General features: G+C 72.2%; 22 protein-coding genes. 9 read left to right on the forward strand and 13 right to left on the reverse strand.

What is annotated here, in order from left to right; all coding sequences use genetic code 11:
- Positions 1-54 precede the first annotated feature (54 nt).
- The 3 genes from GTY96_RS06805 to GTY96_RS06815 form a co-directional block, all read right to left on the reverse strand.
- Positions 55-1,959 (reverse strand): serine/threonine protein kinase, encoded by a 1,905-nt coding sequence (locus GTY96_RS06805; RefSeq protein WP_201755907.1) that lies wholly within the window; start codon positions 1,957-1,959, stop codon positions 55-57.
- 470 nt (positions 1,960-2,429) lie between these two features.
- Positions 2,430-3,599, reverse strand: coding sequence for a TfuA-like protein (locus tag GTY96_RS06810; protein WP_161664229.1), 1,170 nt, complete (start codon positions 3,597-3,599; stop codon positions 2,430-2,432).
- A 104-nt stretch (positions 3,600-3,703) separates the two neighbouring features.
- Positions 3,704-4,870, reverse strand: coding sequence for a YcaO-like family protein (locus GTY96_RS06815; protein ID WP_161664450.1), 1,167 nt, complete (start codon positions 4,868-4,870; stop codon positions 3,704-3,706).
- Positions 4,871-4,993: 123 nt separating this feature from the next.
- Between GTY96_RS06815 and GTY96_RS06820 the strand changes: the two genes are divergently transcribed.
- From GTY96_RS06820 to GTY96_RS06840, 5 genes are all read left to right on the forward strand, one after another.
- Positions 4,994-5,470: a peroxiredoxin gene (locus GTY96_RS06820; RefSeq protein ID WP_143899294.1), complete on the forward strand. Its 477-nt coding sequence runs from the start codon at positions 4,994-4,996 to the stop codon at positions 5,468-5,470.
- Between the two features lie 106 nt (positions 5,471-5,576).
- Positions 5,577-6,200: an RNA polymerase sigma factor gene (locus GTY96_RS06825; RefSeq protein WP_255441967.1), complete on the forward strand. Its 624-nt coding sequence runs from the start codon at positions 5,577-5,579 to the stop codon at positions 6,198-6,200.
- Positions 6,200-6,742 (forward strand): zf-HC2 domain-containing protein, encoded by a 543-nt coding sequence (locus GTY96_RS06830; RefSeq protein ID WP_143899295.1) that lies wholly within the window; start codon positions 6,200-6,202, stop codon positions 6,740-6,742. Before GTY96_RS06825 ends, GTY96_RS06830 begins: the two co-directional genes overlap by 1 nt.
- A gap of 5 nt (positions 6,743-6,747) precedes the next feature.
- Positions 6,748-7,236 carry a hypothetical protein gene (locus tag GTY96_RS06835; RefSeq protein WP_235685454.1) on the forward strand — a complete coding sequence of 163 codons (489 nt, stop codon included), beginning with the start codon at positions 6,748-6,750 and terminating at the stop codon, positions 7,234-7,236.
- A 128-nt stretch (positions 7,237-7,364) separates the two neighbouring features.
- A complete protein-coding gene (locus GTY96_RS06840) occupies positions 7,365-7,940 on the forward strand; it encodes a DUF4136 domain-containing protein (RefSeq protein ID WP_143899297.1) in 576 nt (191 codons plus the stop codon).
- A gap of 15 nt (positions 7,941-7,955) precedes the next feature.
- On the opposite strand, the gene GTY96_RS06845 is transcribed toward GTY96_RS06840, so the two are convergent.
- From GTY96_RS06845 to uvrA, 3 genes are all read right to left on the reverse strand, one after another.
- Positions 7,956-9,101 carry a chemotaxis protein gene (locus tag GTY96_RS06845; RefSeq protein WP_143899298.1) on the reverse strand — a complete coding sequence of 382 codons (1,146 nt, stop codon included), beginning with the start codon at positions 9,099-9,101 and terminating at the stop codon, positions 7,956-7,958.
- A gap of 151 nt (positions 9,102-9,252) precedes the next feature.
- Positions 9,253-9,813 (reverse strand): glutathione peroxidase, encoded by a 561-nt coding sequence (locus tag GTY96_RS06850; protein ID WP_186001809.1) that lies wholly within the window; start codon positions 9,811-9,813, stop codon positions 9,253-9,255.
- Between the two features lie 34 nt (positions 9,814-9,847).
- Entirely contained in the window at positions 9,848-15,151 is a 5,304-nt protein-coding gene (gene uvrA / locus GTY96_RS06855) for an excinuclease ABC subunit UvrA (protein WP_161664230.1), read from the reverse strand.
- Positions 15,152-15,328: 177 nt separating this feature from the next.
- Here uvrA and GTY96_RS06860 point away from each other — a divergent pair, with 177 nt between their 5' ends.
- Positions 15,329-16,342, forward strand: a complete 1,014-nt coding sequence (locus GTY96_RS06860; protein ID WP_143899300.1) for a S1 family peptidase — start codon at positions 15,329-15,331, stop codon at positions 16,340-16,342.
- 19 nt (positions 16,343-16,361) lie between these two features.
- On the opposite strand, the gene GTY96_RS06865 is transcribed toward GTY96_RS06860, so the two are convergent.
- Positions 16,362-16,883, reverse strand: coding sequence for a DUF2378 family protein (locus GTY96_RS06865; RefSeq protein WP_328700788.1), 522 nt, complete (start codon positions 16,881-16,883; stop codon positions 16,362-16,364).
- A gap of 441 nt (positions 16,884-17,324) precedes the next feature.
- On the opposite strand from GTY96_RS06865, the gene GTY96_RS06870 reads away from it, so the two are divergent.
- On the forward strand, positions 17,325-19,445 hold the full coding sequence (locus tag GTY96_RS06870) for a M4 family metallopeptidase (RefSeq protein ID WP_143899302.1): 2,121 nt from the start codon (positions 17,325-17,327) through the stop codon (positions 19,443-19,445).
- An 86-nt stretch (positions 19,446-19,531) separates the two neighbouring features.
- On the opposite strand, the gene GTY96_RS06875 is transcribed toward GTY96_RS06870, so the two are convergent.
- Together GTY96_RS06875 and GTY96_RS06880 are read right to left on the reverse strand one after the other, a co-directional pair.
- Complete coding sequence (locus GTY96_RS06875) at positions 19,532-20,842, reverse strand: M18 family aminopeptidase (RefSeq protein WP_143899303.1); 1,311 nt, start codon at positions 20,840-20,842, stop codon at positions 19,532-19,534.
- 12 nt (positions 20,843-20,854) lie between these two features.
- Positions 20,855-21,688, reverse strand: a complete 834-nt coding sequence (locus GTY96_RS06880; protein WP_235685433.1) for a hypothetical protein — start codon at positions 21,686-21,688, stop codon at positions 20,855-20,857.
- Positions 21,689-21,807: 119 nt separating this feature from the next.
- Between GTY96_RS06880 and GTY96_RS06885 the strand changes: the two genes are divergently transcribed.
- Entirely contained in the window at positions 21,808-22,515 is a 708-nt protein-coding gene (locus tag GTY96_RS06885; protein ID WP_143899305.1) for a DUF1178 family protein, read from the forward strand.
- A 66-nt stretch (positions 22,516-22,581) separates the two neighbouring features.
- On the opposite strand, the gene GTY96_RS06890 is transcribed toward GTY96_RS06885, so the two are convergent.
- Positions 22,582-23,517, reverse strand: coding sequence for an acyl-CoA dehydrogenase family protein (locus GTY96_RS06890; protein ID WP_161664233.1), 936 nt, complete (start codon positions 23,515-23,517; stop codon positions 22,582-22,584).
- Between the two features lie 50 nt (positions 23,518-23,567).
- A complete protein-coding gene (locus GTY96_RS06895) occupies positions 23,568-24,236 on the reverse strand; it encodes an SET domain-containing protein (RefSeq protein WP_143899771.1) in 669 nt (222 codons plus the stop codon).
- Between the two features lie 102 nt (positions 24,237-24,338).
- Between GTY96_RS06895 and GTY96_RS06900 the strand changes: the two genes are divergently transcribed.
- Positions 24,339-24,713, forward strand: coding sequence for a DUF423 domain-containing protein (locus GTY96_RS06900; protein WP_143899307.1), 375 nt, complete (start codon positions 24,339-24,341; stop codon positions 24,711-24,713).
- A 12-nt stretch (positions 24,714-24,725) separates the two neighbouring features.
- Here the strand turns inward: GTY96_RS06900 and GTY96_RS06905 are convergent, their stop codons facing one another.
- Both GTY96_RS06905 and GTY96_RS06910 read right to left on the reverse strand, forming a co-directional pair.
- Positions 24,726-25,034: a hypothetical protein gene (locus tag GTY96_RS06905; protein ID WP_143899308.1), complete on the reverse strand. Its 309-nt coding sequence runs from the start codon at positions 25,032-25,034 to the stop codon at positions 24,726-24,728.
- Between the two features lie 85 nt (positions 25,035-25,119).
- The gene (locus GTY96_RS06910) at positions 25,120-26,388 is read right to left on the reverse strand and encodes a glycosyltransferase 87 family protein (RefSeq protein ID WP_161664234.1); all 1,269 of its coding nucleotides are present in this window, start codon (positions 26,386-26,388) and stop codon (positions 25,120-25,122) included.
- Positions 26,389-26,393 lie beyond the last annotated feature (5 nt).

A 26,393-nucleotide genomic window follows, 5' to 3' on the forward strand; every position in this document is an offset into this window, starting at 1 on the left:
CACAGCCCTGCTCCGGTGATGAACCCGCCTCCTGGAGTAGGGCCAACGCGGTGACTACTCCTCGTGGGGCAGGTTGAAGCGCTCGACCGCGATCACGTTCTCCAACTGGGACGGCATATAGCGCACGGTGGCCGTCTCCTCGGGGTCCTGCGGCCGGTGCTTCCAACCCCAGCGGTTGCCGAAGATGTCGAAGTACTCCATGCACACGGGATACGCGGTGCCGTCCTTGAGGATGGCCTCCGTGAAGAAGATGCGCGTGACGTTCTTCTTGAACACCACGCGGCCCCGCATGGTGGAGCCGGCGTTGACCCGCTGACCGACCTGCTCGCGGACGAAGAAGGTGCGCTCGCCCTCGCGGACCTCCTTCATTCCCGACAGGTCGTCCTCCAGGAAGATCGCCTCCATCGGCTTCTTGTTGAGCCGCAGCTTCACCATGGCCTCCGCGGAACCCGGAGGACACGGCTCGGCCTCGTCGCGGCGGGTGTTGGCGGTCCCCCCGGCGCACGACACGCCGACGCACGCCGCGGCGGCCGCGCTGGCGAGCTTGCGGATGACGCCACCGTCTGCCCGCAGGGCTCTGACGGGGGGGCGGACGGCCTCGGCCGGCTCGGCGTCCGGGACGGGAGGAGCAGGTTCCACCGCCGGGGAAGCTCCCGCATCCGGGGAAGACGCCACCGCGAGCATGGTGGCATCAGGAAGACTCGGGGTTGGGGTCACGGACGAACTTCCTTTCTCAGGCACAGGCGCTACGGAAGGTGGGGGTCGGTTCGGAGCCAGCTGGAACAGCCCGAAGGCGAGGAGGCCCAGGAGCAACGCCCCCAGCCCGAGCACCCCGGCGGGACCGCGTGGCACCGCGGGCGCGCTCACGGAGGGGGCTTCCGCCGGGGCGGGGAGTCCGAGGACGCCGGAGGGCGGGCTCGCGGGCTGCGGTCCCGCGGGGACGGGCGCGGGCTCCGGGGCGCTCCCGGAGTACTGGGACAGCAGCACCACGCCCCGGTCGAGCGAGGGCGCGTCGGGATCCGCCGGGACATCCAGCGAGACCTTCCAGTCCGATTGGCGCTTGTCCTTGGCCGCGTCCCAGAGCGCCTGCAGCAGCGTCTCCGTGCCCGAATAGCGATCCTCGGGGCGCTTGGAGAGCAGCCGCATCGCGATGTCGGACAGGCTGGAGGGGACCTTGGGGTTGATGTCCTTCGGAGCGCGCGGCACCACCGTCTCGATGGCGGGCAGCAGCCGGTCGTAGGGCAGGCGCGGGTCGAAGGCGTAGCCGTCCGTCAACGACTCATAGAGCAGCGCGCCCAGCGCGTAGAGGTCGCCCGGGATGCCCGCGTCGAAGTTCGCGCCGGCCTTCCAGGAGCCCTCTCGCAGGAACGCCACGCATTCGGGCGGCAGCAGGTGCGGGGACGCGGGCGCCACGCCCACCGTCAGCGTGGAGGCGCCCGGGATGCGCGCGGTGCCCAGGTCGATGAGGATGGGCCGCTCGTCGACGCGGCGGATGAGCAGGTTGTCCGCCTTGAGGTCGCGGTGGTGCACGCCCCGGCGGTGCAGGTCCGCCACCACGCGCACCAGCTCCGTGTAGACGGTGAGCAGGTGCGCGGCGGTGGGCTTCACCCGCCAGCGCCATTCGTGGAAGGTCTCGCCGTCCACGAAGTCGGTGACGTGGAAGAAGTAGCCGTCCGGCGGCTCCGGCCAGCGATCCACGGCGTGCACGCGCGGCAGGTTCGGATGCGGCGCGCAGGCGAGCAGGGCCGCGACCTCGCGGGCGAGCCGGCCGTTGACGTCCTCTTCATCCGCGGCGTGCTGGCCCGCGGGACGCAGCGCGAGCTTCAGCGCGTAGACGTTCCCACCCCGCTCCACCTTGAAGACCCGGCCGAAGCCCCCCGCTCCCAACGAGCCGACGATGCGCCACGGTCCAACGTGGTGGCCGACCTCCAGCTGATCCGGATGAAGCGGCGTGGTCATGACCCGGACTCAAGCCGTGACACAACCTGGGAGGTCGGGACACGGTTTCGGCGATTCACGACCGGCAAGGGGACCGCCCCTTTCACACCCCACCACGGAGGTCGGATTCCCCGCAATCCGCGAGCATGCCCGGCCGACGACGGCGCGGACCTGCTTGGCGGAACCACCCAGGGAGCGGTGTTCAATGCGGACAACCTCCGGGGTTGACCCTACCCGGCCCTGCGGGGCTGTCACGTTTTTTCGTGACGTGCCGGGGAGTCCGGCCCTGAACAGACGTCCAACCCGCCAGGCAGCATCGTGGGGGGCGCAATCCCATGTCTCGGGTGCGACAGGGCTTGACGGCTCGGACCCTGCCAACGGGTTGTCTCTGTATGGGATTGTCCTCGGCCGGCCGGGAGGCGCACGCAGCCCGTGGAACCCAGCCGCCATCGGGCTCCGGCCCGTGCCGGCGGGGGGGCGCAGCGGAGCCTTCATTCCTCTTCGGAGGGTGGGTCACCGGCTTCCGCCAGGGCTCGGGCGGCCTGTTCCCACTGGCCACCCAGACGGGCTTCGGATGCCAGGGCTTCATCCCACGACGGCCCGTCTGGCAGCAGCCGCGCCGCGTGCGTCAATGCCAGACGTTCCAGCGCGCGCGCCTCGCACAGCTGGCGCAGGGCAGGACCGTCGAGCCCGTTCGCGGCGAGGAAGGCCTGGCGGCGTGAAGCGCGCACGCCCCGCTCCTGCCACCAGGCGGCCTCTTCGGCGGCGACCTCCTCGTCCGTCGCCTGGAGGCCCAGGGAGCGCACCCACCCCGCCAGCAACGCCCGCCGCAGGCCGGCCTCCGCCCAGGCCGCCGCATCGGGCGCGCCCCGGAGCAGCTCCATCACGCGGCCTGAGTCCACGGGGCGCGGACCCACGCGCGTCACGTCCTCGACCAGCCGCCTGCGCCGCACCAGTGACGAGGGATTGCGCCGCGCACCGGGCGCCGGGGGCGCGGCGTGGCGCACGAACTCCGCCGCCGTGCGCACGCAGTCCATGGCGTCCAGGCGCTTGAGGTCTTCCACGCCGCCCGCGAACCAGGCATCCCAGGCCTGGAGCACGGCGCGGCTCCAGGAGGGCGCCACGGCCTCGCGGATCCGCGCCCAGCTGCGCTCCTGGTAGAAGAGCCCCGCCGCCGCGTCCACCAGGGCGCGCGCGGCGGGGCGTCCCAGCACGCGGGCCTTGAGCGCACGCTCCGCCGCGTGGCGCACGTTCACGAGCGGCACGGTGAGCGGACGCCACCCGTGTTCGGCGTCCGCGTGCAGCAGCGCCACCTCCGAGTCATCCGCCACCACGCCGTCGCGGTACCACCCGAAGACGCGACCCACGCCGACCATCCCGTGCGCGGAGAGCTCCGCGGCGCGCAGCGCGCCCATGCTGCCGCCGCCGAACACGGCCACGCCTGCCTCCAGGGCCGCGAGCAGCTCGTGGTGCCACACGGAAGGCTGCGCCTCGAAGACGCCATCCACCAACACCAGCGCCCGGGGCTTGAGCGACAAGGCCCGCCACACATCTCCCTGGCGCGCAGGGGGAAGCACCGTGCACGGCGAAATCCGCCGAGCCTCCGCCGCGGGCAATGAGGGCCCCAGGAACACCACCAGCTCGTCCGCCCGCCGCTTCACAGGAGCTCCGAAACGCGCATGCCCGGTACCACCACCTTCCACACGCGCGGCCCGGGCACCGGCGCGTCCAGCGCCACGCCCGCCGCCCTCACCCACCCGCCGCTTCACAGGAGCTCCGAGACGCGCATGCCCGGCACCACCACCTTCCACACGTGCAGCCCGGGCACCGGCGAGTCCAGCGCCACGCCCGCCGCCCGGGTGAAGCCCGCGGCCTCCAACAGGGTCAGCACCGTGCGCACCCGCGCCGCCCCATTCCGGGCCCTCCGGTCCGCCCCGTCGGGCATCTCCCCCACCTGGCGGCGGGGCCGCACCTCCGCCAGGGCCTGGGCGAACCCCAGCGCCGCCTCGCGGTCCGACGCGGCCACGTCCTCGCGCGCGCCGTGGATGTCCGTCAGCCGCGACTGCGCGGCCTCCAGCAGCGCCTTGAGCAACGCCTCGTCCCGGTCCAGCGCGCACGCGTAGCCCGCCGTCAGCGGCACGGGCCCCTCCTCCGCGTCCACCAGCACCGCCGCCGCCACGGGCAGCCCCACCCGGCCGTGCGTCCGGGGTGAGGGCGTGGCGTCGAAGAGGTAGACCTGGAACCCTCGCGCCCGCAGCGCCTCCCGCAGCGCGGCCGTTCGCGGCGCCCCATCCTCCAAGTCCTCGGGCCGCAGCATCCGGGCCACCACGCCCTCCTCCGACCACCCCTCCGGCAACGCGCGCGACAGCTGGTCGCGCTCCGTGGCCTCCAGGAGCGCATGCAGCAGCGCCTGCTCGGGCTCCGGGTGCGCGCCGGAGCCGTTCGTCGTCCACGCCACCGACACCGGCCCCAGCTCCGCGGTCCCCGACGGTGGGCAGTACACCCCCTGCGCCGGCACCCAGACGCGCTCCTTCGAGCCCAGCCGGGACGCCTCGCACCACGCCAGCCGCACCGCCGGGCCCGCGAGCCGGGGCTCCACCACCGCCCCCGCCGACCCCAGCGCCTCCACGCCCCACACGTCGCCTCCCGCCCGCTCGAGCTCCTGCTGGGAGCCCCAGCGCAGCCGCTCCGGACGCACCGTCTCCGCCGCCCACAGCTCCGCCGTCTCGAGGAGCGCGCCCCGGGCCGCCGCCTCGAAGGTGAGCCCCTTGCCGTTGCACACCTGGAGCACGTGCCCACCCGGACGCACCGCGCAGGCGACCTCCACGCCCGTGCGGTCCAGGCCGGTGACACGCGCGACCCGGGTCACCCCCAGCGCACGGGCCAGGGCTTCGAGGAAGGCGGGAGAGAGAGGGTCCGTCGTGGCAGGCAACACGATGGCTGACCTTAGCCAGATTCCCCAGGGAGCGGGCACCCGGCGCGACGCGGCATGGGATGGCAGGGAAAACGTGGTAGGGGAAGGCGGTCCCCGCCGTCGGGAAGGAGCGTGTACCGCATGATTTCGGTCGGAGACCTCGCCCCTGACTTCGCCGCGACCGACTGCCACGGAAAGAGCGTGCGGTTGTCGGAGCTGCGAGGCCGGCGCGTGGTGCTCTTCTTCTTCCCCCGGGCCTTCACGGTGGGCTGCACCATCGAGAACCGCGCGTTCCGGGACAACCACGAGCGGATCCGCGAGCTGGGCGCGGAGCTGGTCGGCGTCTCCGTGGACACGCTCAGCACCCAGTGCGAGTTCGCCGAACAGGAGGGCATCCACTTCGCCCTCCTGGGTGACGAGGAGCGGAGGATCAGCCGCGCGTGGGGCGTGCTGTGGCCCGTCCTCAACATCGACCGGCGCGTGACCTTCATCATCGGCGCGGACGGCACCGTCGAGCACGTCATCCACCACGAGGTGCGCGTCTACCGGCACCTGGACGACGTGCTGAAGTACCTCCAGGCCCACCCCCTCCCCGGCGCCGACAGCGCCTCCCCCTGACGCTCCCGGCCGCCCGCCTGCCCGGTTCCGGACGTCTCGCGGACTCCGCCCGGGCGAAAAGCGGGCCGGAAAATAACCTTCCAACCCCTGGAGGGTTGGAGCCCCTGTGAGCGGACGGGTCCTAGGACTGGTGCGGCCCGGAGGGGCCCTGAGCGCTCTCTCGGACGAGGCCCTGTGCGGGGCCTTCCTCGCGGGGGACGCGACGGCGTTCGCCCAGCTCTTCGAACGCCACCGGGGCCTCATCTTCTCACTGATGCGTCGCTACACGACGAGCGCGGAGGACGCGGCGGACCTCACGCAGCAGGCGTTCCTCCGGGCCCTGGAGGCCTCTCGGCGGGTGTTCGCGCGCTTCACGCCGGCCACGCCCGCGCCCTTCCGCTCGTGGCTGGTGCGGGTGGCGCTCAACCTGGCGAAGAACCACGCGCGGCAGGGGCTGCGGTGGCGGCCGGTGCTGGTGGAGGCCCTGGCGGATGAGCTGGCGGCCGACCCCGGGGAGGGCGCGGATGCGTCGCTGGAGCGCACCCAGCAGGCCCAGCGGGTTCGTCAGGCGGTGCTGGCCCTGCCCCGCCGCCAGCGCGAGGTGCTGACGCTGCGGGTGGACGGCGGGCTGCCGTTCAAGGACATCGCCGAGACGCTGGGCATCACGGAGAACAACGCGAAGGTGCAGTTCCACCACGCGGTGAAACGCTTGAAGGCCGACGTGGCCGCAACCTCTGGGGAGACGCAGTGATGGGTGCGTGCGTGGAATACGAGGAGCAGGCGAGCCTCCACGCCGCGGGGGCGCTGGAGGGCGAGGAGGCCGCGCGCTTCCAGGCCCACCTGGAGTCCTGCGCGGCATGCCGGGCGGAGGTGGCGTCCGCCCGCGAGGTGCTGGACCTGGTGGCGCTGCCGCCCCAGACGCCCGTCGAGGTGCGCGCGCAGGAGGGCCTGGGTGCGCGAGCCTTGTCGGAGTGGCGCCGCGAACAGTCGCGCCGGTGGATGGGACGCCGGGCGATGGGGTCGCTCGCCGCGGTGGCCGCGGTGGTGGCGCTGATGCTGGGCCCGTCCGCGCTGGAGCGGCTCAAGGCGCCCCGGCCGGTGGCGCCAGCCCCCACGCGGGTGGCGGCCGCCGGCGACGACGTGGATCCGGAGACGCTGGCCGCGTTCGAGGCGTGGGCCGGGTTGGATCCGTTGGAGGATGACGCCTCGGGATACAGCATGGATGAAGACCTGACGTGGGAGGGCGGTGACGCCAACCCGGACACGGACTTCGACCTGGGAGAGACCCTGTGAAGACGATGATGCGGACGACCTGGGCGCTCGTGCTCGCGCTGCCGACGATGGCGCTGGCGCAGCCCGCGGCGCAGGAGCCCGGGGCACGCGACCCCGACCGCATGGCGAGGGCCGAACAGCGGCAGCGCCTGCGGCAGGTGCTGGAGCTGGCGGACACGCTGGAGCTGGACAGCGCGCAGGCCCTGAAGATGGATGAGACGCTGCGCCAGTTCGAGGACCGGCGCCGGCCGCTGCGCGAGCAGGTGCGGGACTCCGCGCGCATCCTCCAGCGGGCGTCGCGGGGCGACAGCGCGGCGCAGGCGCAGGTGGACGCGGCGGCGCAGAGAATCTTCGACGCGCGGGAGCGCATCACCGTGCTGGACCGGGAGATGTACCAGGCGCTCGCCAAGGACCTGCCCCCGCAGAAGCGCGCGCGGCTGGCCGTCGTCCTCGCGCGCTCCGAAGGCGCGAAGTGGATGAAGGCCCGGGGCGGCAAGGGACCGCACGACGACTGAGGGCGCCCCTCCCTGGAGTCGGAGCCGGACGGGCGGACGTGACCGGGCCATCCTTTCGGGACGTCCCCAACGTCGTCTTGCCGACCGTGTCCCTCCCCGGGATGCGCACCGTCCTTCAGGAGGCCATCATGCGTCTGTTGTCCCGTGTCGTTCCCGTGCTCGTGGGCCTGGGGCTCGCGTCCTGCGCGGGCGTTGACGTTGGTACCAACTACGACCCCGCCGCGGTGCAGCGGATCGACTCGTTCCGCACCTACTCCTGGCTGTCCCAGCCCCAGCATTCGCAGGACACGCGCGTCAACAACGACATCACCGACGCGCAGGTGAAGGGAGCGGTGGACCGCGACCTCCAGTCGCGCGGCTACAAGCGGGTGGACGAGAGCGACAACCCGGACTTCCTCATCGGCTGGCAGGGTGCCATCACCCAGCAGCTGTCCGCGGACACGGTGGACAGCTACTACGGCTATCCGTGGGATCCGTTCTGGGGCTCGTTCTACGGACCGACCCAGACGTACGTGCGCCAGTACGACGTGGGCACGCTCATCGTCGACGTGGTGGACGCGAAGGCGAAGACGCTCGTCTGGCGCGGCACCGCCCAGGCGGACCTCGGCGCCAGCCCGAGCATCCAGGGCACCAACAACAAGCTCAACGAGGGCGTGCAGAAGATGATGGAGCGCTTCCCGCCCAAGCCTGGGAAGCAGAAGTAGCCCCAGGCCCCGGGGTCAGCGGGCGCGCCGCCACGCGCGCGTCAGCATCAGGCCGCCCAGCAGCGCGCCCGCGCCCACCAGCACCCCGAGCAGCGTGAGCCAGAGGAACACCCGGTCCACCAGCGGACCCAGCCGGTCGAACGCGTGGTCCACCCACCCCCGCGCCAGCCCGTCCAGTTGCTGGAGCGTGGCGATGCGCTCGGCGTGCAGCGCGTCCACCACCGCCTGCCGCTCCTGGCCCACGTCCGCGAGCACCGCCTGTCGCTCACCGGTGACGAAGTCCTGGAGCCCCAGCCGTTCGGCGTGCAGCGCGTCCAGCACGGCGCGGCGCTCCCGGTCGATGAGCGCGGGCGTGTTCGCGGCCACCGCGCCCACGCGCTCCAGCAGGTCCACCGTGCGCCCCAGCTCCGCCAGCGCGGACTGGATGTTGGGGGCGCGCATGGCGTCATCCGCGACCAGCTCCGCCTGCCAGCGGGCCTGACGGGGCAGGCTGGACGCGTACAGGTCCACGCGCGCGGTGAGGTCCCGCGTGTCCTCCACCAGCCCCGCCGCCGTGGAGAGCAGCCCGCCGCCGGACACCTCCGTGACGGAGGCCAGCAGGCCCGTGGTGGACTCGCGCGTGACGAGCGGCCCGGTCAGCGGATGCTGCCGGGCCCAGGTGCGCACGCGCTCGCGGGCGGGCGAGACGTCCTCGCGCCCGGTGACCTCACGCCACTGGGCCTCCACCTGTGACTCCAGGTCCGCCAGCGAGGCATCCGCGTGAGACAGCAGCTCCGGGGACACGTCCTGCGCGTAGCGCGGCAGCGTGTCCCGAAGCTGGGCCAGCAGCGCCCAGGTGTCGATGAGCGCCGCCACGGGGTCCGGTTGGAAGAGCGAGGTCTGCACCGCGGGCACGGCGTTGGCCTTGAACCGCAGCATGGAGGCGGCCACCCGGGGCGAACCGGAGCGCGCGGCCAGGTCATCCGCCATGGCCTCCAGCAGGCCGGAGAAGCGCCGGGCCAGGTCGCGCACGCGGGTGCGCAGCACCGCCACCGACAGGTCCGAGCGGCCCACGCGCGTGGCCAGCTCCGAGCGCTGTGGATTCACCGACGCGCACCCGCCGCACAGCGCCGCGAGCAACGCCACGGTCACGACGCGGGAGCAGGTGGGAACCGGGGACATGGGCCGGGACCCAAGCTGCGCATGCCCCCCCGCGACGCCGAGCAGTCCCTGGGGGGCCCTCCAGCGTCGGGGGGGCGACAGCAGAGCTCCCGTCCCGCGCCCAGCGCGGCTCCATGTCAGGGACAGGGGAGCCCGCGCCGGGAGCGCACCGTCACTTCTCCGCGAGCGCCTTTTCGATGGCGGCTTTCAGCTCCGGGCTGTCAGGCGTGACGCTGCTGGGGAAGGCGGCCTTCACCTGACCGTCCTTGCCCACCACGTACTTGTGGAAGTTCCACTTGGGCTCGCCGTGGTCCTTCGCGAGGAACGCGTAGATGGGGGACTGGCCGTCGCCCTTCGTCTTCACCTTCTCGAACATGGGGAACGTCACCTTGAAGCGCAGCTCGCAGAACTTCGCGATCTGCTCGGAGGTGCCCGGCTCCTGTCCGCCGAAGTCATTCGAGGGGAAGCCCAGGACGACGACGCCCTTGTCCTTGTAGCCCTCGTACAGCGCCTCCAGGCCCTTGTACTGCGGCGTGTAGCCGCACTCGGAGGCGGTGTTCACCACGAGGGCGACCTTGCCCTGGAAGTCCGACAGCTTCTCGGGCTTGCCGTCGAGCCGGTTGGCGGAGAGCTGGTGGAAGGACATGGCTTTCTTCTCGGTCTTGTCCGCGGCGGAGGCCGCCGTGGAGAGGGAGAGCACCGTCGCGACGGTGAACAGCAGTGGGTTTCGCATGGCGGGCGCAGGATGCCGGAAGGCGTTCAACGTTTCACCGTCCCCGCGCGGCGGCGCGGGTCCTGGGTTCCCCGGTGGAAAAAACCGTCTTGAGCACCCGGCCCGTGGGCGTCTTGAGCTTCGCCACTTCGCGCGGCGAGCCCTCGCCCACGATGCGGCCTCCGCCCTCGCCGCCGTCCGGCCCCAGCTCCACCACGTGGTCGCCCGCGGCGATGACCGACGGGTGGTGCTCGATGACCACCAGCGTGTCGCCGCGGTCCACCAGCCGGCCCAGGAAGGTGATGAGCTTCTCCACGTCGCCCAGGTGCAGCCCCGTGGTGGGCTCATCCAGCACGTACAGCGTGGGCTCGTGGCGGGAGGTGGCCGTCAGCTCCGCGGCCAGCTTCAGCCGCTGCGCCTCGCCGCCGGACAGCGTGTTGGAGCCCTGCCCCAGCTGCAGGTAGCCCACGCCCAGGTCCGCCAGGCACGCCAGCGGCGCGGCCACCTTGGGCAGCGCGCGGAAGACGTCCTTCGCCTCGTCCGCGGACAGGCGCAGGACGTCGCCCACGGTGAGCCCGTGATAGCGCACCTCCAGCGTGGCGGCGTCGAAGCGCGCCCCGTTGCAGGCCTCGCACGGCGTGACGACGTCCGGCAGGAAGGACATCTCGTGGGAGATGGCGCCCTGCCCTTCGCACACCTTGCAGCGGCCACCGCTCGCCGTGTTGAAGGAGAAGCGCGCGGGCCCGAAGCCGCGGATCTTCGCCTCGGGCGTGGCCGCGAACACGCGGCGCAGCTCGTCCCAGATGCCCAGGAAGGTCGCCGGCACCGAGCGCGGCGTGCGGCCGATGGGCGACTGATCCACCGACAGCACCCGCTTGATGGACTCCACGCCCTTGAGCGAGTCGAACGCGCCGGGCTTCGCCGTGACGAGCCCCAGCCGGTCGCGCAGCGCCGGGAACAGCACCTGCCGGATGAGCGTGCTCTTGCCGGAGCCCGACACACCGGACACGACGTTGAGCCGTCCCACCGGCAGCCGCAGATCCACGCGCTGGAGGTTGTTCGCGCGCGCGCCCTTCAACTCCACCCACGCCTGGGGTTCGCCCCGGCCCGACGGGGGCCGCACCTGCGCGGCCCGGAGCGCGAGCGCGGTGGGCGAATCCGACTCCAGCACCACGTCTGGCGAGCCCTCCGCCAGGATGTGGCCTCCGCCCCGGCCGCCCGTGGGCCCCAGGTCCAGCAGGTGGTCCGCGGCGCGGATGGTGTCCGAGTCGTGCTCCACCACCAGCACCGTGGACCCCGTGTCCACCAGCGCGCGCAGGTTGTCGAGCAGCCGGTGCGTGTCGCGAGGGTGCAGGCCGATGGTGGGCTCGTCCAGCACGTACATCGCGCCGGTGAGGCCCGCGCCCAGCTGCGCGGACAGCCGCAGCCGCTGCATCTCCCCACCGGAGAGCGTGGCGGCGTTGCGGTCCAGGGACAGGTAGCCCAGGCCCACGCGCTCCAGGAACTCCAACCGGCGCAGCATCTCCTGCCGCGCCGTCTCCCCCAGCAGCGCCCGGTCGCCCTTGAGCTTCCAGGTGCGCACGCGCGCGAGCGTGGCCGTCACCGACGCCTGCACCACCTCGTGGTAGCGCGCGCCCTCCAGCCGCACCGCGCGCGGCACCGGGGCCAGCCGGGTGCCTCCACACGTCCTGCACGGCGCCGTCTCGCCCTCGGCCATCGCGGCGGCGCCGCCTTGCACGCCGGTGCCCTCGCACGACTCGCAGCGGCCCTGCTTCGTGTTGAAGGAGAACCAGCGCGGATCCAGCTCCGGCACGGCGGTGCCGCACTTCGGACAGGTGCGCTCGCTGGACAGCAGCGTCTCCACCTTGCCCGCGCGCACCTTCACCGCGCCCTTGCCCCAGTTGAGCGAGGACTCGAACACCTCGCGCGGCAGCTTCGCGAGCCGGCCCTCGTACATCACGAGGTCGATGTCGTGCTCCTTCGTCTTCGCCAGGCGCGGCGGGTCGTCCGTGGACGCAAGCTCGCCGTCCACGAGGGCCTGGGCGATGCCCGCGCGGGCCGCGGCGGTGAAGACATCCAGGTAGGTGCCCTTGCGAGCCCGCACCGCGGGCGCCAGCACCTGCCCGTCGCCCTTCATCACGGTGAGCTGCGCGTAGAGCGCGGCCGGCGTCGTGGCGCCAATGGGCGTGTCATCGTGAGGGCAGTGCGGCTCGCCGATCTTCGCGTACATCAGCCGCAGGTAGTGGGCGACCTCGGTGACGGTGGCCACGGTGCTGGTGGCGCCCGCCCGGGAGGTGCGCTGCTCCAGCGCCACGGTGGGCGGGATGCTGCTGATGCGCTCCACGTCGGGCCGGGGCAGCGTGGGCAGGAACTGCCGCGCGTAGGGCGTCAGCGTCTCCAGGAAGCGGCGCTGCCCTTCCGCGAACACGACGTCGAACACCAGCGAGCTCTTGCCGGAGCCGCTGGGCCCCGTCACCACCGTCATCTTCCCCAGGGGGATGCGGCAGGACACGTCCTTCAGGTTGTGCTCGCGCGCGTGCTCCACCTCGATGGCGGGGGGTGCCTCCTTGCCCGGCTTGCGCAGCTTCACCGCGCGCGCCAGCGGCTTGCCGTCGCCCCGGAGCGCGGCGGCGGTGGCGCTGTCCTTCACCTTCGCCACCTGCGTGGGCGTGCCCTCCGCCACCAGCCGGCCCCCGTCGCGGCCTCCCTTGGGTCCCAGGTCGATGATCCAATCCGAGCCCTTCATCACCGACACGTCATGGTCCACCACCAGCACGCTCGCGCCCCGGTCCACCAGCGCATGGAGCGACGCCATCACGTGGCGGACGTCCTCCGCGTGGAGGCCGGCGCTCGGCTCGTCGATGAGGAACAGCGTGCCCTTCGCGTCGCTCGCCAGCGCGCGCGCCAGCTTCAGCCGCTGCGCCTCGCCGCCGGACAGCGTGGACAGGGGCTGCCCCAGGGGCAAATAGCCCAGGCCCAGCCGCTGCGCCGGGCCCAGCGTGCGCTTGAGCGCCGCGTCGTCGCCGAAGTGCTGGAGCACCTCGTCCAGCGTCATCTCCAGCACCTGCGCCACGCTGAAGCCCTGGTGCCGGACGGCGAGCACCTCCTCCTTGAAGCGCCGGCCCCGGCACACCGCGCACAGCAGGGCCACGTCCGCGAGGAACTGCATCTCCACCGTCTCGTAGCCTTCGCCCGAGCACGCCTCGCAGCGGCCCTTGTCCACGTTGAAGGAGAAGTGCGCGGACGTCAGGCCACGGACCTCCGCGTCCGGCTCCGACGCGAAGCGCTCGCGCAGCCGGTCCCAGGCCTTGGTGTACGTGGCCGCGTTGCCGCGCGACGTGCGTCCCAGCGGGGACTGGTCCACGAAGGTGATGGCCTCCACCTGCGCGCCGCCCTCCACAGCCGCCACCTCGCCCGGGGCCTCCACGTCCTTGACGCCCAGCCCGCGAGCCAGGTGCCGGTAGAGCACCTCGTCCATCAGCGTGCTCTTGCCGGAGCCGCTGGGGCCGGTGATGGCGCACAGCACGCCCAGCGGCACGCGCACCGACACGTCCTTCAGGTTGTGCTCGCGCGCCTCGCGGATGACGATTTCACCGGTCCGGGTGCGCGGCGTGCGAGGGGCTTCCGTGCCCCCGGCCAGCATCCGCCCGGTGGGCAGGTCCTGGCGCTTCGCCAGGCCCTCCGGCGTGCCGTCGAAGCACAGCGTGCCGCCCTGGCGGCCCGCGCCCGGCCCCAGCTCCAGCACGCGGTGCGCGGAGCGGATGACCAGCGGATCATGCTCGATGACCAGCGCGATGTTGCCCCGGTCCGCCAGTTCCGCGATGGCCTCCGTGAGCGGCGGCACGTCCCCCGGGTGCAGCCCCACGGTGGGCTCGTCCAGCACGAAGAGCGCGCCCGTGAGCGACGTGCCCAGCGCCGCGGTGAGCGACACGCGCTGCGCCTCGCCGCCGGACAGCGTGCGCGCGGGGCGATCCAACGTGAGGTAGCCCAGGCCCACGCGCTGCAGGTAGCGCAGGCGCGCGGACAGCTCGCGCCGCGCCAGCTCTCCCTGCCCCGTGAGCGTGCGCAGCGCCTCCAGCCGCGTCAGCGCGTCCGTCAGCTCCAGGCCGTGCCACCCCGGCAGGTCCAGACCTCCCACGCGCCACGCGCGGGCCTGCGCGTTCAGCCGCGCGCCGTGACAGCTCTCGCAGAGGGTGTACGCGCGATAGCGCGCCAGCAGCACGCGGACGTGCATCTTGTACGTGCGGCCCTCCATCCACTTGAACCACGCGCGCACGCCCGGATAGGCGCGGCCCTCGTCGTAGCCGCCCGAGCCCTCCAGCACCGACTCGCGCTGCGCGCCCGTCAGCTTCTCCCATGGCTTGTCGAGCGGGATGTGCTTCTGCCGGCACCAGCGCTGGAGCATGTCCCGTTCCCAGCTGGTGGACTGCCCCGACCACGGGCGGATGGCGCCCTCCGTCAGGCTCAGCGACGGGTTGGGGATCACCTTCCCCCAGTCGATGCCAATGGTGCGCCCGAAGCCACGGCACGGCGCGCACGCGCCCACCGGGCTCTGGTAGCTGAAGAGTCCCGGGCGCGCGGGTTCGAACTCCCGCGCGCACTTCGGGCACACGAGCCCCCGGCGCAGCCGCGTCGGCGGGGACTCCGGGAGGAACAGCATCGCCTCGCCGTCCGCCCGCGCCCACGCGCCCTCCAGCGCCTGGGTAACGCGCGACAGGCTCGCTTCCGACAGCTTCACCCGGTCCACCACCACCTGCGCCACGCCCGCGGGGTCCGTGGCCTCGCCGGGCTTGAGCGTCTCCAGCTCCCTCACCTCGCCCTGCACCATCAGCCGGTGGTAGCCGTCCTTGAGCAGGCGGGCCCGCGCGTCCAGGAACGCCGCCGTGTCGGGGATGCGCACGGGATGGGTGAAGACCGCGGGCGCGTCCGGGTGCTCGCGCAGGGCGGTCTGGGCGGCCACGCGCGCGTCGGTGCGAACCGCCTCCAGGCCGCAGTCCGGACACACCGGCATCGCCTCGCGGGTGAAGAGCGCGGACAGGTAGGGCTCCACGTCCGCCAGCGTCGCCACCGTGGAGCGTGAGCTCTTCACCGGCGCGCGCCGGTCCACCGCCACGCCCGCCGCCACCGGCTCCAGCGCGTCCATGGGCGGCCGCTCCAGCCGCTCGAGGAACTGCCGGGCATACGGGCTGAAGCTCTCCACGAAGCGGCGCTGTCCCTCCGCGTAGAGGGTGTCCAGCGCGAGGCTCGATTTGCCGCCCCCCGACACGCCGGTGACGCAGACGAACTCTCCCTCCGAGAGGTCGACCGACAAATCCTTCAGGTTGTGGGTGCGGGCGCCGACGAGGTGGGTCTTGTGCATGCCGGCCGGAGGTTTAACGACCGGACACTCGCGAGCCAATCACAACGTGACGGACAACACCGCGTCGCCTGGGTGGGTTGGGTGGGGGGCGGGCGGGCTGATACAACGCGGTGCGGCCGAGGTCCCCGCGCTGGCCCGGCGGGAATGCCGGTCGCGGCATCACAAGCGGGGGTTGCCATGTCCGAGGACGACCAGGCACGCCATGCGCGGGCCCAAGAGGCCCTGCGGCGCGCGAGCGCCTCCCTGGTGTTGCTGGAGCTGGGCGGGCACACCGCCACGGGCTTCGTCATCTCCTCCCAGGGACACGTCGTCACCAGCCTCCACGCGGTGGCCAGCGCGCGCGCCATCACCGCGGTGCTACCAGACGGCCTGCGCTCCCCCGTGGTCCAGGTGGCGGCGGTGGACGAGCGCCGCGACCTGGCCGTCCTCTGCCTGTCCGTCCCGGACCTGGTGCCCGCGCTCGCACTGGGCGCGGACACGCTGCCCACCGAGGGAGAACCCCTGTACGTGCTCCACGCCCGCGGGGACCGCCCCCCCGAAGCGCGCGCCCTGGAGGTCCGCGCGGTGCAAGTGCTGGGGGAATGGCTCACCCTGCTGGAGCTGTCGCGCACCCTCCCCGAGGACGCGTCGGGCGCGCCCACGCTCGACACGCGAGGGCAGCTGGTGGGGCTCGCCACCGCCGCGCTCGCGAACGGACGCGCGCTGGGGCTGGTCATCCCGGTGCGCTACATCACGCCGCTCCTGAAGACGCCCGGCCCGCTGCGCCCCTTGTCCGCGCTGGACACGCCCCGGCAGCGCATCACCCGCGTGAGGAAGGTGCCCCAGCACCCCGTGGGCCTGCTGGACGGGTGCGCCTCGCCCGCGGTGGAGTCCGTGGCCGCGCTGCTGGGCCACGCCATCAACGTGGGCGCGCCCGCCTACAACCGGGGGGACGTGGAGGGCTGCTACCGGCTCTATGCCCACACCGCCGAACAGCTCATCGACGAGCGGGATGACTGCCCCGGCGTACAGCGCGCGTTGAGGGACGGGCTCCTGCGCTGCGAGGGGTTGCCGGATGCGGAGGACCGCGCCTGGGCCCTGCGCGACACCTTCGACGGGCTGATGGACGTCATCGGCCGGTGGAGGCAGGCCCGCCCCACGCCCCCCACTCCCTCCGGCAGACGCCCCCCGCCCAAGACGTACCTCAACTAGCGGGGGCCGCCGTCCGGCGTCAGACCTCGTCCCAGCGGATCCTCAGCGAATAGCCGTGGGCCGAACGCTCCAGCACGTCCACGCGCGGCAACACCCGCGTGCGGCGCAGCACCTGCTCCAGCACCCCCGCCACGAAGTCCGGCAGCGGATCCGCGTCCTCCACGGACGCCCGCCACTCACGCTCGCGCACCGGCGTCAGCGACAACTTCATGTCCTCCCGGCCCGCGCGAAGGTACGTGGGCAGCCGCGTCAGGCACCGCTCCGCGCCCAGCAGCGGCGCCGCCGCCGCGAAGATGCGCCCCACCAGCGTCTGCGCGAACCCCTCTACGTAGTGCGTGCCCAGCACGCGGTTGGCGTCCTCGCACGCGAGGCCCGGACACGCATGCCGCCGGGCCACCGCCAGCGCCGAGCGCCACACCTCCAGCGGAAAGGACTCCTCCACCGCATCCAGGTCGTAGCCCACGTTGCGCAAGGCCTGCGCGAACGGACCCGACGGCCTCAACGCATGCAGGAACAGCCCATCGAAGTTCCGGCGAGGCACCCGCACCGCCAATGGCGAATGCGCGGGCCCGTCCCGTGTCTCGGGTTGAATCCACGACTCCATGTAGCAACCCCCCCAGGGTTCGGTTCCCCATCCCTCCCGGCCGGGAAACCACGAAGCAGTGTATCAGCCCCCGCGCCCCGGCCCTGCCCGCCCCGCCCGCCTGGATGCCGCTTGGATGGATTATTTCAGTGATTTTTCCCGCATTTTCCCGGGCCCGCCGGATCATTTCATGACGGCCTGCGTCGGGGATTTCTGGAGTTCGGGTCTCGATGGACCCCCACGAAAAGCAAAATTTCCGTGTCAACCGCTGAATTCACAGGAAGTCCACCAGTGGTATCCGCATTTTTCTGGGACTCCTCGTTATCTTCTTCAACCCATCGGAAACTCTCGGAGTTCACACGCGAGAATTGTTCATCCCCCTTGCAGTGTGAGTGATCCATGAGCATTCGCCGCACCGAAGGTCAGACGCCCGTTACTCTCCGTCCCACCACCGATACTTCGACGACGCAGGCGAAGGCCAAGAACGTGCTGCGCGTGAAGGACGGCTTCGAGTCCGTTTCGCGCGTTGGCGGCGCCGCGGTCCCGCAGACGACCGCCGCGCAGACGTCCGCGACCCAGTCGACGGGGGCCCAGCCGGGCCGCCTCGCGCTGGACAGCAAGGAGGCGCAGCAGGCCATCCAGACGTCGCTGAAGTACCTCACCCCGCCGATGACGGCCTCGTCGCTGCTGGCGGCGAACAAGTCCGGCCCCACGCTGGCGCCCAAGAGCGTCGAGCGCGACGAGCTGGGCATGACCCACGTCCGCCTGGACCGCATGCACGAGGGCGTGAAGGTCTTCGGCGAGCAGGTCATCAGCCACCTGGGCCAGGACGGCAAGGTGTCCAGCGTCACCGGTGAGCAGAACCCCATCCCCGCGGGCCTGGGTTCGCAGAAGCCCAAGCTGGCGCCGCAGCAGGCCATCGACATCGCGAAGAAGGAGCTGGGCGGCAAGGCCGACAAGCAGCCCTCTTCCGAGCGCGTCGTCTACCAGGACGCCGAAGGCAAGTATCACTCCGCCTACCAGGTGGAAGTGACGCAGATCGCCGGCCAGGAGAAGCCCAAGAAGCAGAACTACATCATCGACGCCAACACGGGGAAGGTGCTGGAGAGCTTCAACAAGATCGGCGGCTGGAGCAAGGCCGCGCCGGCCCCCATCCAGGTCAACGGCACCGCGAGCCCGAACGTCGCCATCCCGGACAAGGGCAAGGTCGAGTCGAAGATCAACATCCCGGACGGCGTGACGGTCGACAAGCTGTCGCTGGACCTCAACATCAAGCACACCTGGAGCGGCGACCTCAAGGTCACGCTGACCAGCCCCTCCGGCAAGTCGGCCGTGGTGCAGGACCGCAAGGGCGGCTCCAAGGACGACATCGTCGGCACGTTCGACCTGAGCACCGCCTTCGCCGGTGAGAGCACCAAGGGCGAGTGGAAGCTCACCGTCGAGGACAAGGCCGCGCGCGACACGGGCACCCTGAACAACTGGAGCCTGAACATCTCCGCGAAGGAGACCACGCCTCCTCCGACGGATCCGCAGAACCCGCCCGCGGGCAACCGCGACGACCTGTCCATGTACAGCGGCCACGTGGACCTGCAGACCACGAAGAACGCGGACGGCACGTACTCGCTGGAGGACACGACGCGCGGCAAGGGCGTGGTGACCTACGACGCGATGAACAAGTCCACGGCCAGCGGCCAGACGAAGATCAACGACAACAACGACAAGTGGGGCGAGGCCACCGACCCGGAGCGCGCCAAGGCCGGCATCGACGCGCACTACGGCGCGGCCATGACCTACGACTTCCTCAAGAACGTCCTGGGCCGTGACTCGATCGACGGCGCGGGCGAGAAGCTCGTCAACTACGTGCACGTGAAGAACAACTACGTGAACGCGTACTGGGACGGCGAGAAGATGAGCTACGGCGACGGCGACGGCAAGCAGTCCGGCCCGCTCACCACGCTGGACATCGCGGGTCACGAGATCGCGCACGGCCTCACGGAGCGCACCGCGGGCCTCATCTACAGCGGCGAGTCCGGCGGCCTGAACGAGTCCTTCTCCGACATCATGGGCACGGGCGTGGAGTGGTACGCCGCGAAGAACAACCCCGAGGCCAAGTGGAACTGGACCGTGGGCGAGGCCGCGTGGACCCCGAACAACGGCGACCCGGATGACGGCCTGCGCTACATGAACGACCCGACCAAGGACGGCTACTCGGTCGACAACTACAAGAACTACCCGAAGCAGACGGAGGTGCACGGCTCCAGCGGCATCTCCAACAACGCCTTCTACCTCCTGGTGGAGGGTGGCAAGAACCGCACCTCCGGCCTGGAAGTGAAGGGCGGCGTCGGGATGGAGGACGGCCTGAAGATCTTCGGCCGCGCCCTCACCACGTACATGACGCCGAAGACGACGTTCGCCCAGGCCCGCGAGGCCACCATCAAGTCCGCCACGGACCTGTTCGGCGCGGACTCCAACCAGGTGCAGAAGGTGAAGGACGCCTGGACCGCGGTGGGCGTGAACTAGTCGCCGTCTGACGCTTCTTGAAACATCCGAGGCGGGCCCGGTGGTGACACCGGGCCCGCCTCTTTCTTTTCCAGACGCCCGGCGCCTCAGGCGAAGAAGCGCGTCAGCACCGCCACCATGCGGGCCACGTCGGAGGCGGCGGCCAGCTCGCGGATGGAGTGCATGGACAGCATGGGGTTGCCCACGTCCACCGTGCGGATGCCCAGCTGCCCCGCGGTGATGGGGCCAATGGTGCTGCCGCAGCCCAGGTCCGTGCGGGTGACGAAGTGCTGGGGCGTGACGCCCGCCTCCTTGCACAGCGCGGCGAAGTGCGCCCACGACTCGCCGTCCGTCGCGTAGGACTGGTTGACGTTGGTCTTGATGACCGGGCCCCCGCCCAGCTGCGGCTGGTGCTTCGGCTCGTGCATGGACGCGTAGTTGGGGTGCACCGCGTGCGCCATGTCCGCGCTCACCAGGAACGAGCGGCGGATGGCGCGGTGGAACGCGTCCGCGCGGCCATCCGAGTGCCCCTGGACGATGCGCTCCAGCAGGTCCTTCAAGAACGGCGACGCGGCGCCCTGCGCGCTGCGGCTGCCGCACTCCTCGTGGTCATAGAGCACCACGCCGCACGTGGCCTCGCGCGGGCCGGGCTCGGACACGAGCGCGGTGAGGCTGGTGTGGCAGCTGGCCAGGTTGTCCAGGCGGGGGGCGTGGAGGAACTCGCCGTGCAGGCCGGAGCGGGTGGACGGCTGCAGGTCGTAGAGGCAGAGGTCATAGCCCAGCAGGTCGTCCGCGCTGGCCTTCACGCCCGCGCGGCCCAGCTCCTCCACCAGCAGCGCCCGCAGCTCCGCGGGGCCCGCGCTCTCCAGGCCCAACACCGGCACCATGTGCTCCTGCGGGTTGAGCTTCAGCCCCTCCGTGTTGACGGCGCGGTTGAGGTGGATGGCCAGGTTGGGCACGCGCAAGAGCGGCCGGCGGAAGTCCACCAGGTGGTGCCGGGGACGGCCGTTGTCCAGCACCACCACGCGGCCCGCGAGGGACAGGTCGCGGTCCGTCCAGGTGTGCAGGAGCACCCCGCCGTAGATCTCCACGCCCAGCTGCTGGTAGCCGTGGCGGTTGACGGGCGCGTTCGGCTTGAGGCGCAGGTTGGGCGAGTCCGTGTGCGAGCCCACCAGCCGGAAGCCGGTGGCGTCCACGGGCTTCGTGCCCAGGTGGAAGGCGGCGATGCTCGTGTCGCCGCGCACCACGAAGACCTTCTCGCCGGGCTCGAGGGCCCAGGGCTCGCGCTCGTCGAGCTCGCGGTAGCCCGCGGCGGTGAGGCGGCGCGCCGTCTCCCGCACGGCGTGGTACGGCGTGGGCGACGCGTCGATGTACTGGAGGAGGTCGTTGGCCTGGGTGTCGATGTCGGTCGGGCTCATGGGCCCGGCACGCTAACGCCGTCCGGCCCCGGTGCCACGTCCGACTGTCGCCGCCCGGACGGGCGGCGGGGCGCCCGGAGGCAGGACGGTGGAGGAAGGGCGCGTCCCCGGCCCCGCGTCCAGGAAGGTGCCCAGGAGCACCCAGCGGCGCGCGGCGTCCTCGCGGGCCTTCTTCGCGACGAGCGGCGTCGTGTAGTGCCAGAAGGGCAGCCGGTACACGGTGACGCCGCCCACGGTGCTCACCGGGGTCAGCTCGGAGAAGTGCCCGTCCTTCGCGTAGACGAGGTACTGGTGGTCCACGGCGGGCATCGTCAGGCTGACGTGCATGTCCACGTAGCCGTCGCGCGCGTCCGCCTCCTCCGGGTGATGGTCGTTGTGCGGGCCCGTGTAGTCCCCGGGGCCGTAGCAGAGCACCTGGATGCCCCAGGCCCGCTTGAGGGCCCGGCCGCTCACCGCCGCCGCGAAGGCCGCGAACGTGTCCGAGCGCAAGAGCCCCACCAACCCCACGGCCTCCGCCGCGCGCCACGAGCGCGAGCGCCGGCTCTCCAGCAGCGCGGTGCGCACCCGCACCGTCTTGGGCAGCGCCTCCGTGTAGTTCTCCACCATGCCGGAGATGGAGTCCTCCGGGATGGGGTCCTCCATCGTCACCAACGTGTCACGCAGCGCGGCATCCAGCACGTCGCGGGCCTGCTGCGCCTTCTTCACGTCGATGACGCCCTGCAGCGCGATGAAGGGGCGCGTGGGGTCCAGGAGCGCGCCACATGTCTCGGGGTCTCGACCTTCGAGAATGCGGCGGCCTCGGGGGGTGAGGAGATCAGCGAACTGGGTGGGCAGGCGCGGGGACATGGCGCGCACCATACCGGTCCGGAGGCGGAACGCACGCGCGGCGGGGGACCTGGGAGGCAACTCCCCTGCCCTCCCGGCGATAATCCGGTACTCCGACATCCAGGATAGAAAGAGCCTCCATGACCGAGATCCGCAACCGCCCCGCCGCTCCCTCCGTCGCCCCGGCCCGCACGCAGGCGCCCGCCGCGCAGCCCGCGCGGACCAATCAGGCCACCGCGGCCTCGCGCGCGGAAGTGCTCAACCGCGCGGAGCTGGCGCGGGCCCGCGCGACCGCCGCGCCGGTCCAGGCGACGCCGGGCTCGTGGCGCGGGGGGCCGAACACGGAGGTCGGTCGCGCCATCCAGACCATGCGCCAGCGCATGTCCGACGTGAACATCACCATCAAGGGTGACACGCCGCAGAGCCTGTTCGACCGGGCCATCCTGGACAACAAGCACGTGACCAACGAGCAGATCCTGGAGATGTCCCGCGTCACGATGGACAAGCTGGCCACGGATCCGGAGACGCGCGCGAAGGTGCTGGAGCGCGTGCCCAACGCGCGCGAGCTGCCCGTGCACCACTTCACCGTGGCGATGATGTCCGCGGTGACGGGCATCGACCGCGCGGCGCTGTCGGAGGCCTGTCCCGACCTGGGCCTCACCGGCGCGCCCAACACGCCGCTGCTCTACGCGGCCAAGACCGAGCGCATGCAGCGCTCCACCGCCCTGCACGACTTCACCGACTACATGCGCGGCGCGGGCGTGAAGGGCGTGAACAAGGCCGTCTGGGGCGTGGAGAACCGCGTCCTGTCCGCCATCGTCTCCGCGCTGGGCGGCGGGCGGTACTAGGCCTCACGGAAGTTCCGGCCCGCGCGGCGGAGGAGGCCCCGGCCCCTCCCGCGCGGGCTTCGTGTCTCAGTCGTCGCCCGCGCCGCCGGCCAGCCGCTGGCGCGCGACCTCCAGCCGCTTCGCGCGCACCTTGGACGCCAGGTCGAGCACGCGCCGGTCGCGCTGCCACCGCTCGCGCATCTCCACGTCCACGCCCTCCCAGGCCACCTCGCAGCGCTCCAGCGCGCGGTGCATCTGCGTGAAGGCCCCGCCCAGCGCCACGTGCGCGCCCGGGTCGCTGGGGTCCTCCTTCGCGAGCGCGCGCATCATCACCGCGACGGCGACCAGTTCCTCGCGCAGCGCCACCGGCCAGCCGCACCGGCGCCCCACCTTCACCAGCCAGCCCAGCACGGCCAGGTTGACGTGGCAGTCCTCCACGGTGCGGAACGGCTTGAGGTAGCGGGTGTAGCCGTCGCCGGGCAGCACGTCCTCCGGGGCCAGCACCACGCCCTCCAGCCGCAGCGCCGCGTGGGGCACCTCCGGGATGAAGCCCAGCGGCGGCAGCGGCTCCACCTGCACGCCGGGCTTCTTCGCGTCCACCACGGCCATGCGCAGGCGGTTGCGGCCCTGGGCGTCGCGCCCCTCGGAGGCGACCACCAGCAGCACCTCCGCGTGCGTGCCCAGGGTGACGTACGTCTTCACGCCGTCCAGCTTCCAGCCCGCGCCAGAGGGCGTGAGCTGGGTCTGCATCGCGGTGGGGTGCCCGCCCCCGGACTCGGTGGCGCAGAGCGCGACGCGCCGGTCCGCGGGGAGCTGGGGGAAGAGGGAGCGCAGCGCCGCCTGGTAGCCGGAGGCGAACGCGAACCCCAGCCGGTCCATCCGGAAGCCGCTGGCGAGCGCCAGGTCCGCCGGGGCCGGGAAGCGCGGCAGCACCGCGAGGTGCCGGCGCCACCAGGCGTCCACGGAGTCGAGCGAAGGAGAGTCGGGGGCCTCGGTGAGCAGGAAGCGCAGGACGTCGTTCACGCCCCCCACTCTAATGCCCGGCCCCGGAGTGCGCGCGTCCGTTTGGGGCTTCAGCTCGCGGCGCGACGGCCGCGGCCCTGGGACTTCGCGCGCTGGGTGCCCCGCTTCTTCTTCGCGGCGGCGGGCGAGGGGCTCTTCGTCTTCGCCCCGGACTTCGCCTTGGAGGTGGCCTTGGACTTCGACGCGGCCTTGGACTTGGAGGGAGCCTTGGCCTTGCGCGCGGGCTTCTTGCGCCGCGCGGGGGCCTTCTTGTCCGGGGCGAGGATGGTGCCCCGGCAGGAGGGCGTGCCACAGCGGCAGACGTAGAGGGCCTCCGCCTCCGCGTCCATCTCCGGTGTGCGCTCGTACGCGTAGTCGTACGTCAGCTCCTCCCCCGGCTCGATGGCGCGCAGCGCGTAGATGTGGATGTGGCCCTTGTCGATGAGCGACTGGCAGTTGGGCTCACACGAGTGGTTGATGTAGCGCGACTCGTTGTGGAGCGTGCCCGCGTCCAGCACCGTGTCGTCATCCAGGTTGAAGAGGAACGTGTGGTGGCGCTCCATCGACTCGTCGTCGTAGCGCTCGTCCGCCTGCGACTGGGTGATGCGCTCACCGATGTACTCGATGATGCGCGCCCCCTTGCGGATGCGGCGGGTGGCGAAGGCGCCCATGCCCTGGATGGGGGACTGGCGCAGCTCGAAGGGGATCGACGGGGTCTGCTGGAAGGAAGGGGAAGTCATCATCGGGATGGGAGCGGCTGGGGCGGGTGCGTGTTCAACCAGGACGCTGCCTTGAGGCGCGGTGTAGCGTGCCGCAGTCAAGCGCGCGAAGAAAGGCACTCGATGATGCGGTGGTGGCTCGTGGTGGGCGCGGTGAACGCTTTCCTGTCCGTGGCGGCGGGCGCCTTCGGGGCGCATGCCCTGAAGGCCCGGCTCTCCCAGGACCTGCAGGTCATCTTTGAAACCGGGGCGCGCTACCACATGTACCACGCGCTCGCGCTGGTGGCGGTGGGGCTGCTGGGCGCGGTGCGTCCCTCGGCGCTGCTGTCCTCCGCCGGGTGGGCGATGCTCGCGGGCATCGTCCTGTTCTCCGGCAGCCTCTACGCGCTCGCCCTCTCCGGGGTGCGCGTGCTGGGCGCCATCACGCCGCTGGGCGGCCTGGGCTTCCTGGCCGGCTGGGTGCTCTTCGCCGTGGCCGCGTGGCGCACCGCCCCGTGAGGCGAGGGGCCGTCACTCCTTCAACAGGGGCGGCAGCGGGTAGATGGCGTCCAGGTCGCGGTGGTTGCGCAGCCCGCAGGCCTCGCGCTGCACGGTGAGGTTCCAGCGCAGCCGCTCCGCCTCCTTCCAGACCGCGCGGTACGCCGCGTAGCCCTCCATCCGCGCGATGCCCCGCAGGGCGCGCAGCGCCTGCTCCGCCTGGGCAAGGTGCGCGAGCGCCTCCTCCAGCTTGTCGCCAGAGCGGCGCAACCCGGAGGCGCGCTCGCGCTGGAAGTCCGCTTCCACGGGCAGCAGGGCGTTGATGTTCACCGGTCGGGCCATGGCCTCCCCCTAACAGCGAGGCCAGCGCTTCGCAGCGGCCTCGGTGCCCCTGACCTCCTCATGGGCGCCAGGCAGGCAGGCGGGCCTAGCCGCCCGAGAGGGTCGGCGAGGGAGCGTCCTTCGCCTCGGGGAGCGCCTCGACACCGGGCCATCCCAGCCGCCAGGCCTCGCGGGCCCAGGCGATTCCCGCGCCCAGCACCATCGCGTTCCGGGCGAGGAGCAGCAGCGTGAACGACGGCTGGATTCCCGTCCGGTACGTGCTCCCCGCGAAGATGCCCCGGGTGATGGCGGCGGCCACCAGCAGCGCGGCGGCCGGCCCCACCGAGCCCGACAGCAGCGCGAGCGCGGCGGCCCCGGTGAGCCAGATGAGGTACTGCGGGCTCAGCACCGGATTGAGGATGACGAAGGCCACGAGCGGGACCCCGGCCAGCCGGGCCAGGTCCTCCATGTGCACGGGGGGCCTGCGCCACGCGCCACGCACGGACACCGCCGCGGCCAGCAGCGAGCCCGCCACCCACAGCTGGCGCGTGACGGCGCGAACCGCCTCGGCATCCGGCCCCTGGAGCTCATAGGCGGCGGGCGCGTGGACCCACTGCGCGTGGGCGAACCCCAGCAGGTGCGCGGCCCACAGCAGGCCCGCGCTCAGCGACTCCACCTGGAGGCCCCGCTCGACGTGGAAGGACGCGAACTTCCACCACGGCCACACGAAGCTCAGCGGCACCAGGGGCAACACGCCCGCGGCCAGCCCCGCGACCAGCGCGCGCGTGGGCTTCGCGCCCCGCCGCCAGCACACGGCCAGGGCGAGCGGCACGAGCACCGCCGGGTACAGCTTGGTGACGGCCCCCACCGCGAGCGCCACGCCGGCCCAGCCCTCGCGGCGGCGCATCAGGGCCACCAGCGCGAACAGGGTGAGCGCCGCCGGGAGGAGGTCGTAGCGCTTGAGGTAGTGCAGGCTCTGGATCCAGCTCACGACCGAGTACGCCGCGAACGGCGCCCACGCGCGCCACCCGGTCCCCCACCTGCGCGCGCCCTCGGACAGGAGCAGCCACTTGATGAGCGCGTCGAACAGCGTGAGCTGGAGGCCGAAGGCGAGGATGAAGCCGCGCACGTCGCCGCCCACCCAGGTCGCCGGCACGAACCACAGGAGCGCGTAGGGCGGGTACTCGAAGCGGAAGTCGCGGTTGGGGACCGCGCCGTCCAGGAACGCCCGGGCCGTGTTGAAGTACAGCGGCAGGTCGCCCTCGCGCGAGGAGAACGCATAGAGCGCGAGCGGCAACACGCTCACGGCGAGCGCGAGCCAGTGCGGGGGCCCGGGCCGGAAGCGGAAGGGCGCGGGCGGAGTCGGTTCGGACACGGGGT

It is taken from the genome of Corallococcus silvisoli (genome assembly GCF_009909145.1).
GTDB classification, from domain to species: Bacteria; Myxococcota; Myxococcia; order Myxococcales; family Myxococcaceae; genus Corallococcus; species Corallococcus silvisoli.

What these genes read in the sequence shown, in the direction of transcription:
- GTY96_RS06805 (WP_201755907.1), bottom strand. Translation starts at nt 1,959, where the DNA reads ATGACCACGCCGCTTCATCCGGATCAGCTGGAGGTCGGCCACCACGTT.
- GTY96_RS06820 (WP_143899294.1), top strand. Translation starts at nt 4,994, where the DNA reads ATGATTTCGGTCGGAGACCTCGCCCCTGACTTCGCCGCGACCGACTGC.
- GTY96_RS06830 (WP_143899295.1), top strand. Translation starts at nt 6,200, where the DNA reads ATGGGTGCGTGCGTGGAATACGAGGAGCAGGCGAGCCTCCACGCCGCG.
- GTY96_RS06835 (WP_235685454.1), top strand. Translation starts at nt 6,748, where the DNA reads ATGATGCGGACGACCTGGGCGCTCGTGCTCGCGCTGCCGACGATGGCG.
- GTY96_RS06840 (WP_143899297.1), top strand. Translation starts at nt 7,365, where the DNA reads ATGCGTCTGTTGTCCCGTGTCGTTCCCGTGCTCGTGGGCCTGGGGCTC.
- GTY96_RS06845 (WP_143899298.1), bottom strand. Translation starts at nt 9,101, where the DNA reads ATGTCCCCGGTTCCCACCTGCTCCCGCGTCGTGACCGTGGCGTTGCTC.
- GTY96_RS06850 (WP_186001809.1), bottom strand. Translation starts at nt 9,813, where the DNA reads ATGCGAAACCCACTGCTGTTCACCGTCGCGACGGTGCTCTCCCTCTCC.
- uvrA (WP_161664230.1), bottom strand. Translation starts at nt 15,151, where the DNA reads ATGCACAAGACCCACCTCGTCGGCGCCCGCACCCACAACCTGAAGGAT.
- GTY96_RS06860 (WP_143899300.1), top strand. Translation starts at nt 15,329, where the DNA reads ATGTCCGAGGACGACCAGGCACGCCATGCGCGGGCCCAAGAGGCCCTG.
- GTY96_RS06870 (WP_143899302.1), top strand. Translation starts at nt 17,325, where the DNA reads ATGAGCATTCGCCGCACCGAAGGTCAGACGCCCGTTACTCTCCGTCCC.
- GTY96_RS06875 (WP_143899303.1), bottom strand. Translation starts at nt 20,842, where the DNA reads ATGAGCCCGACCGACATCGACACCCAGGCCAACGACCTCCTCCAGTAC.
- GTY96_RS06880 (WP_235685433.1), bottom strand. Translation starts at nt 21,688, where the DNA reads ATGTCCCCGCGCCTGCCCACCCAGTTCGCTGATCTCCTCACCCCCCGA.
- GTY96_RS06885 (WP_143899305.1), top strand. Translation starts at nt 21,808, where the DNA reads ATGACCGAGATCCGCAACCGCCCCGCCGCTCCCTCCGTCGCCCCGGCC.
- GTY96_RS06895 (WP_143899771.1), bottom strand. Translation starts at nt 24,236, where the DNA reads ATGACTTCCCCTTCCTTCCAGCAGACCCCGTCGATCCCCTTCGAGCTG.
- GTY96_RS06900 (WP_143899307.1), top strand. Translation starts at nt 24,339, where the DNA reads ATGATGCGGTGGTGGCTCGTGGTGGGCGCGGTGAACGCTTTCCTGTCC.
- GTY96_RS06905 (WP_143899308.1), bottom strand. Translation starts at nt 25,034, where the DNA reads ATGGCCCGACCGGTGAACATCAACGCCCTGCTGCCCGTGGAAGCGGAC.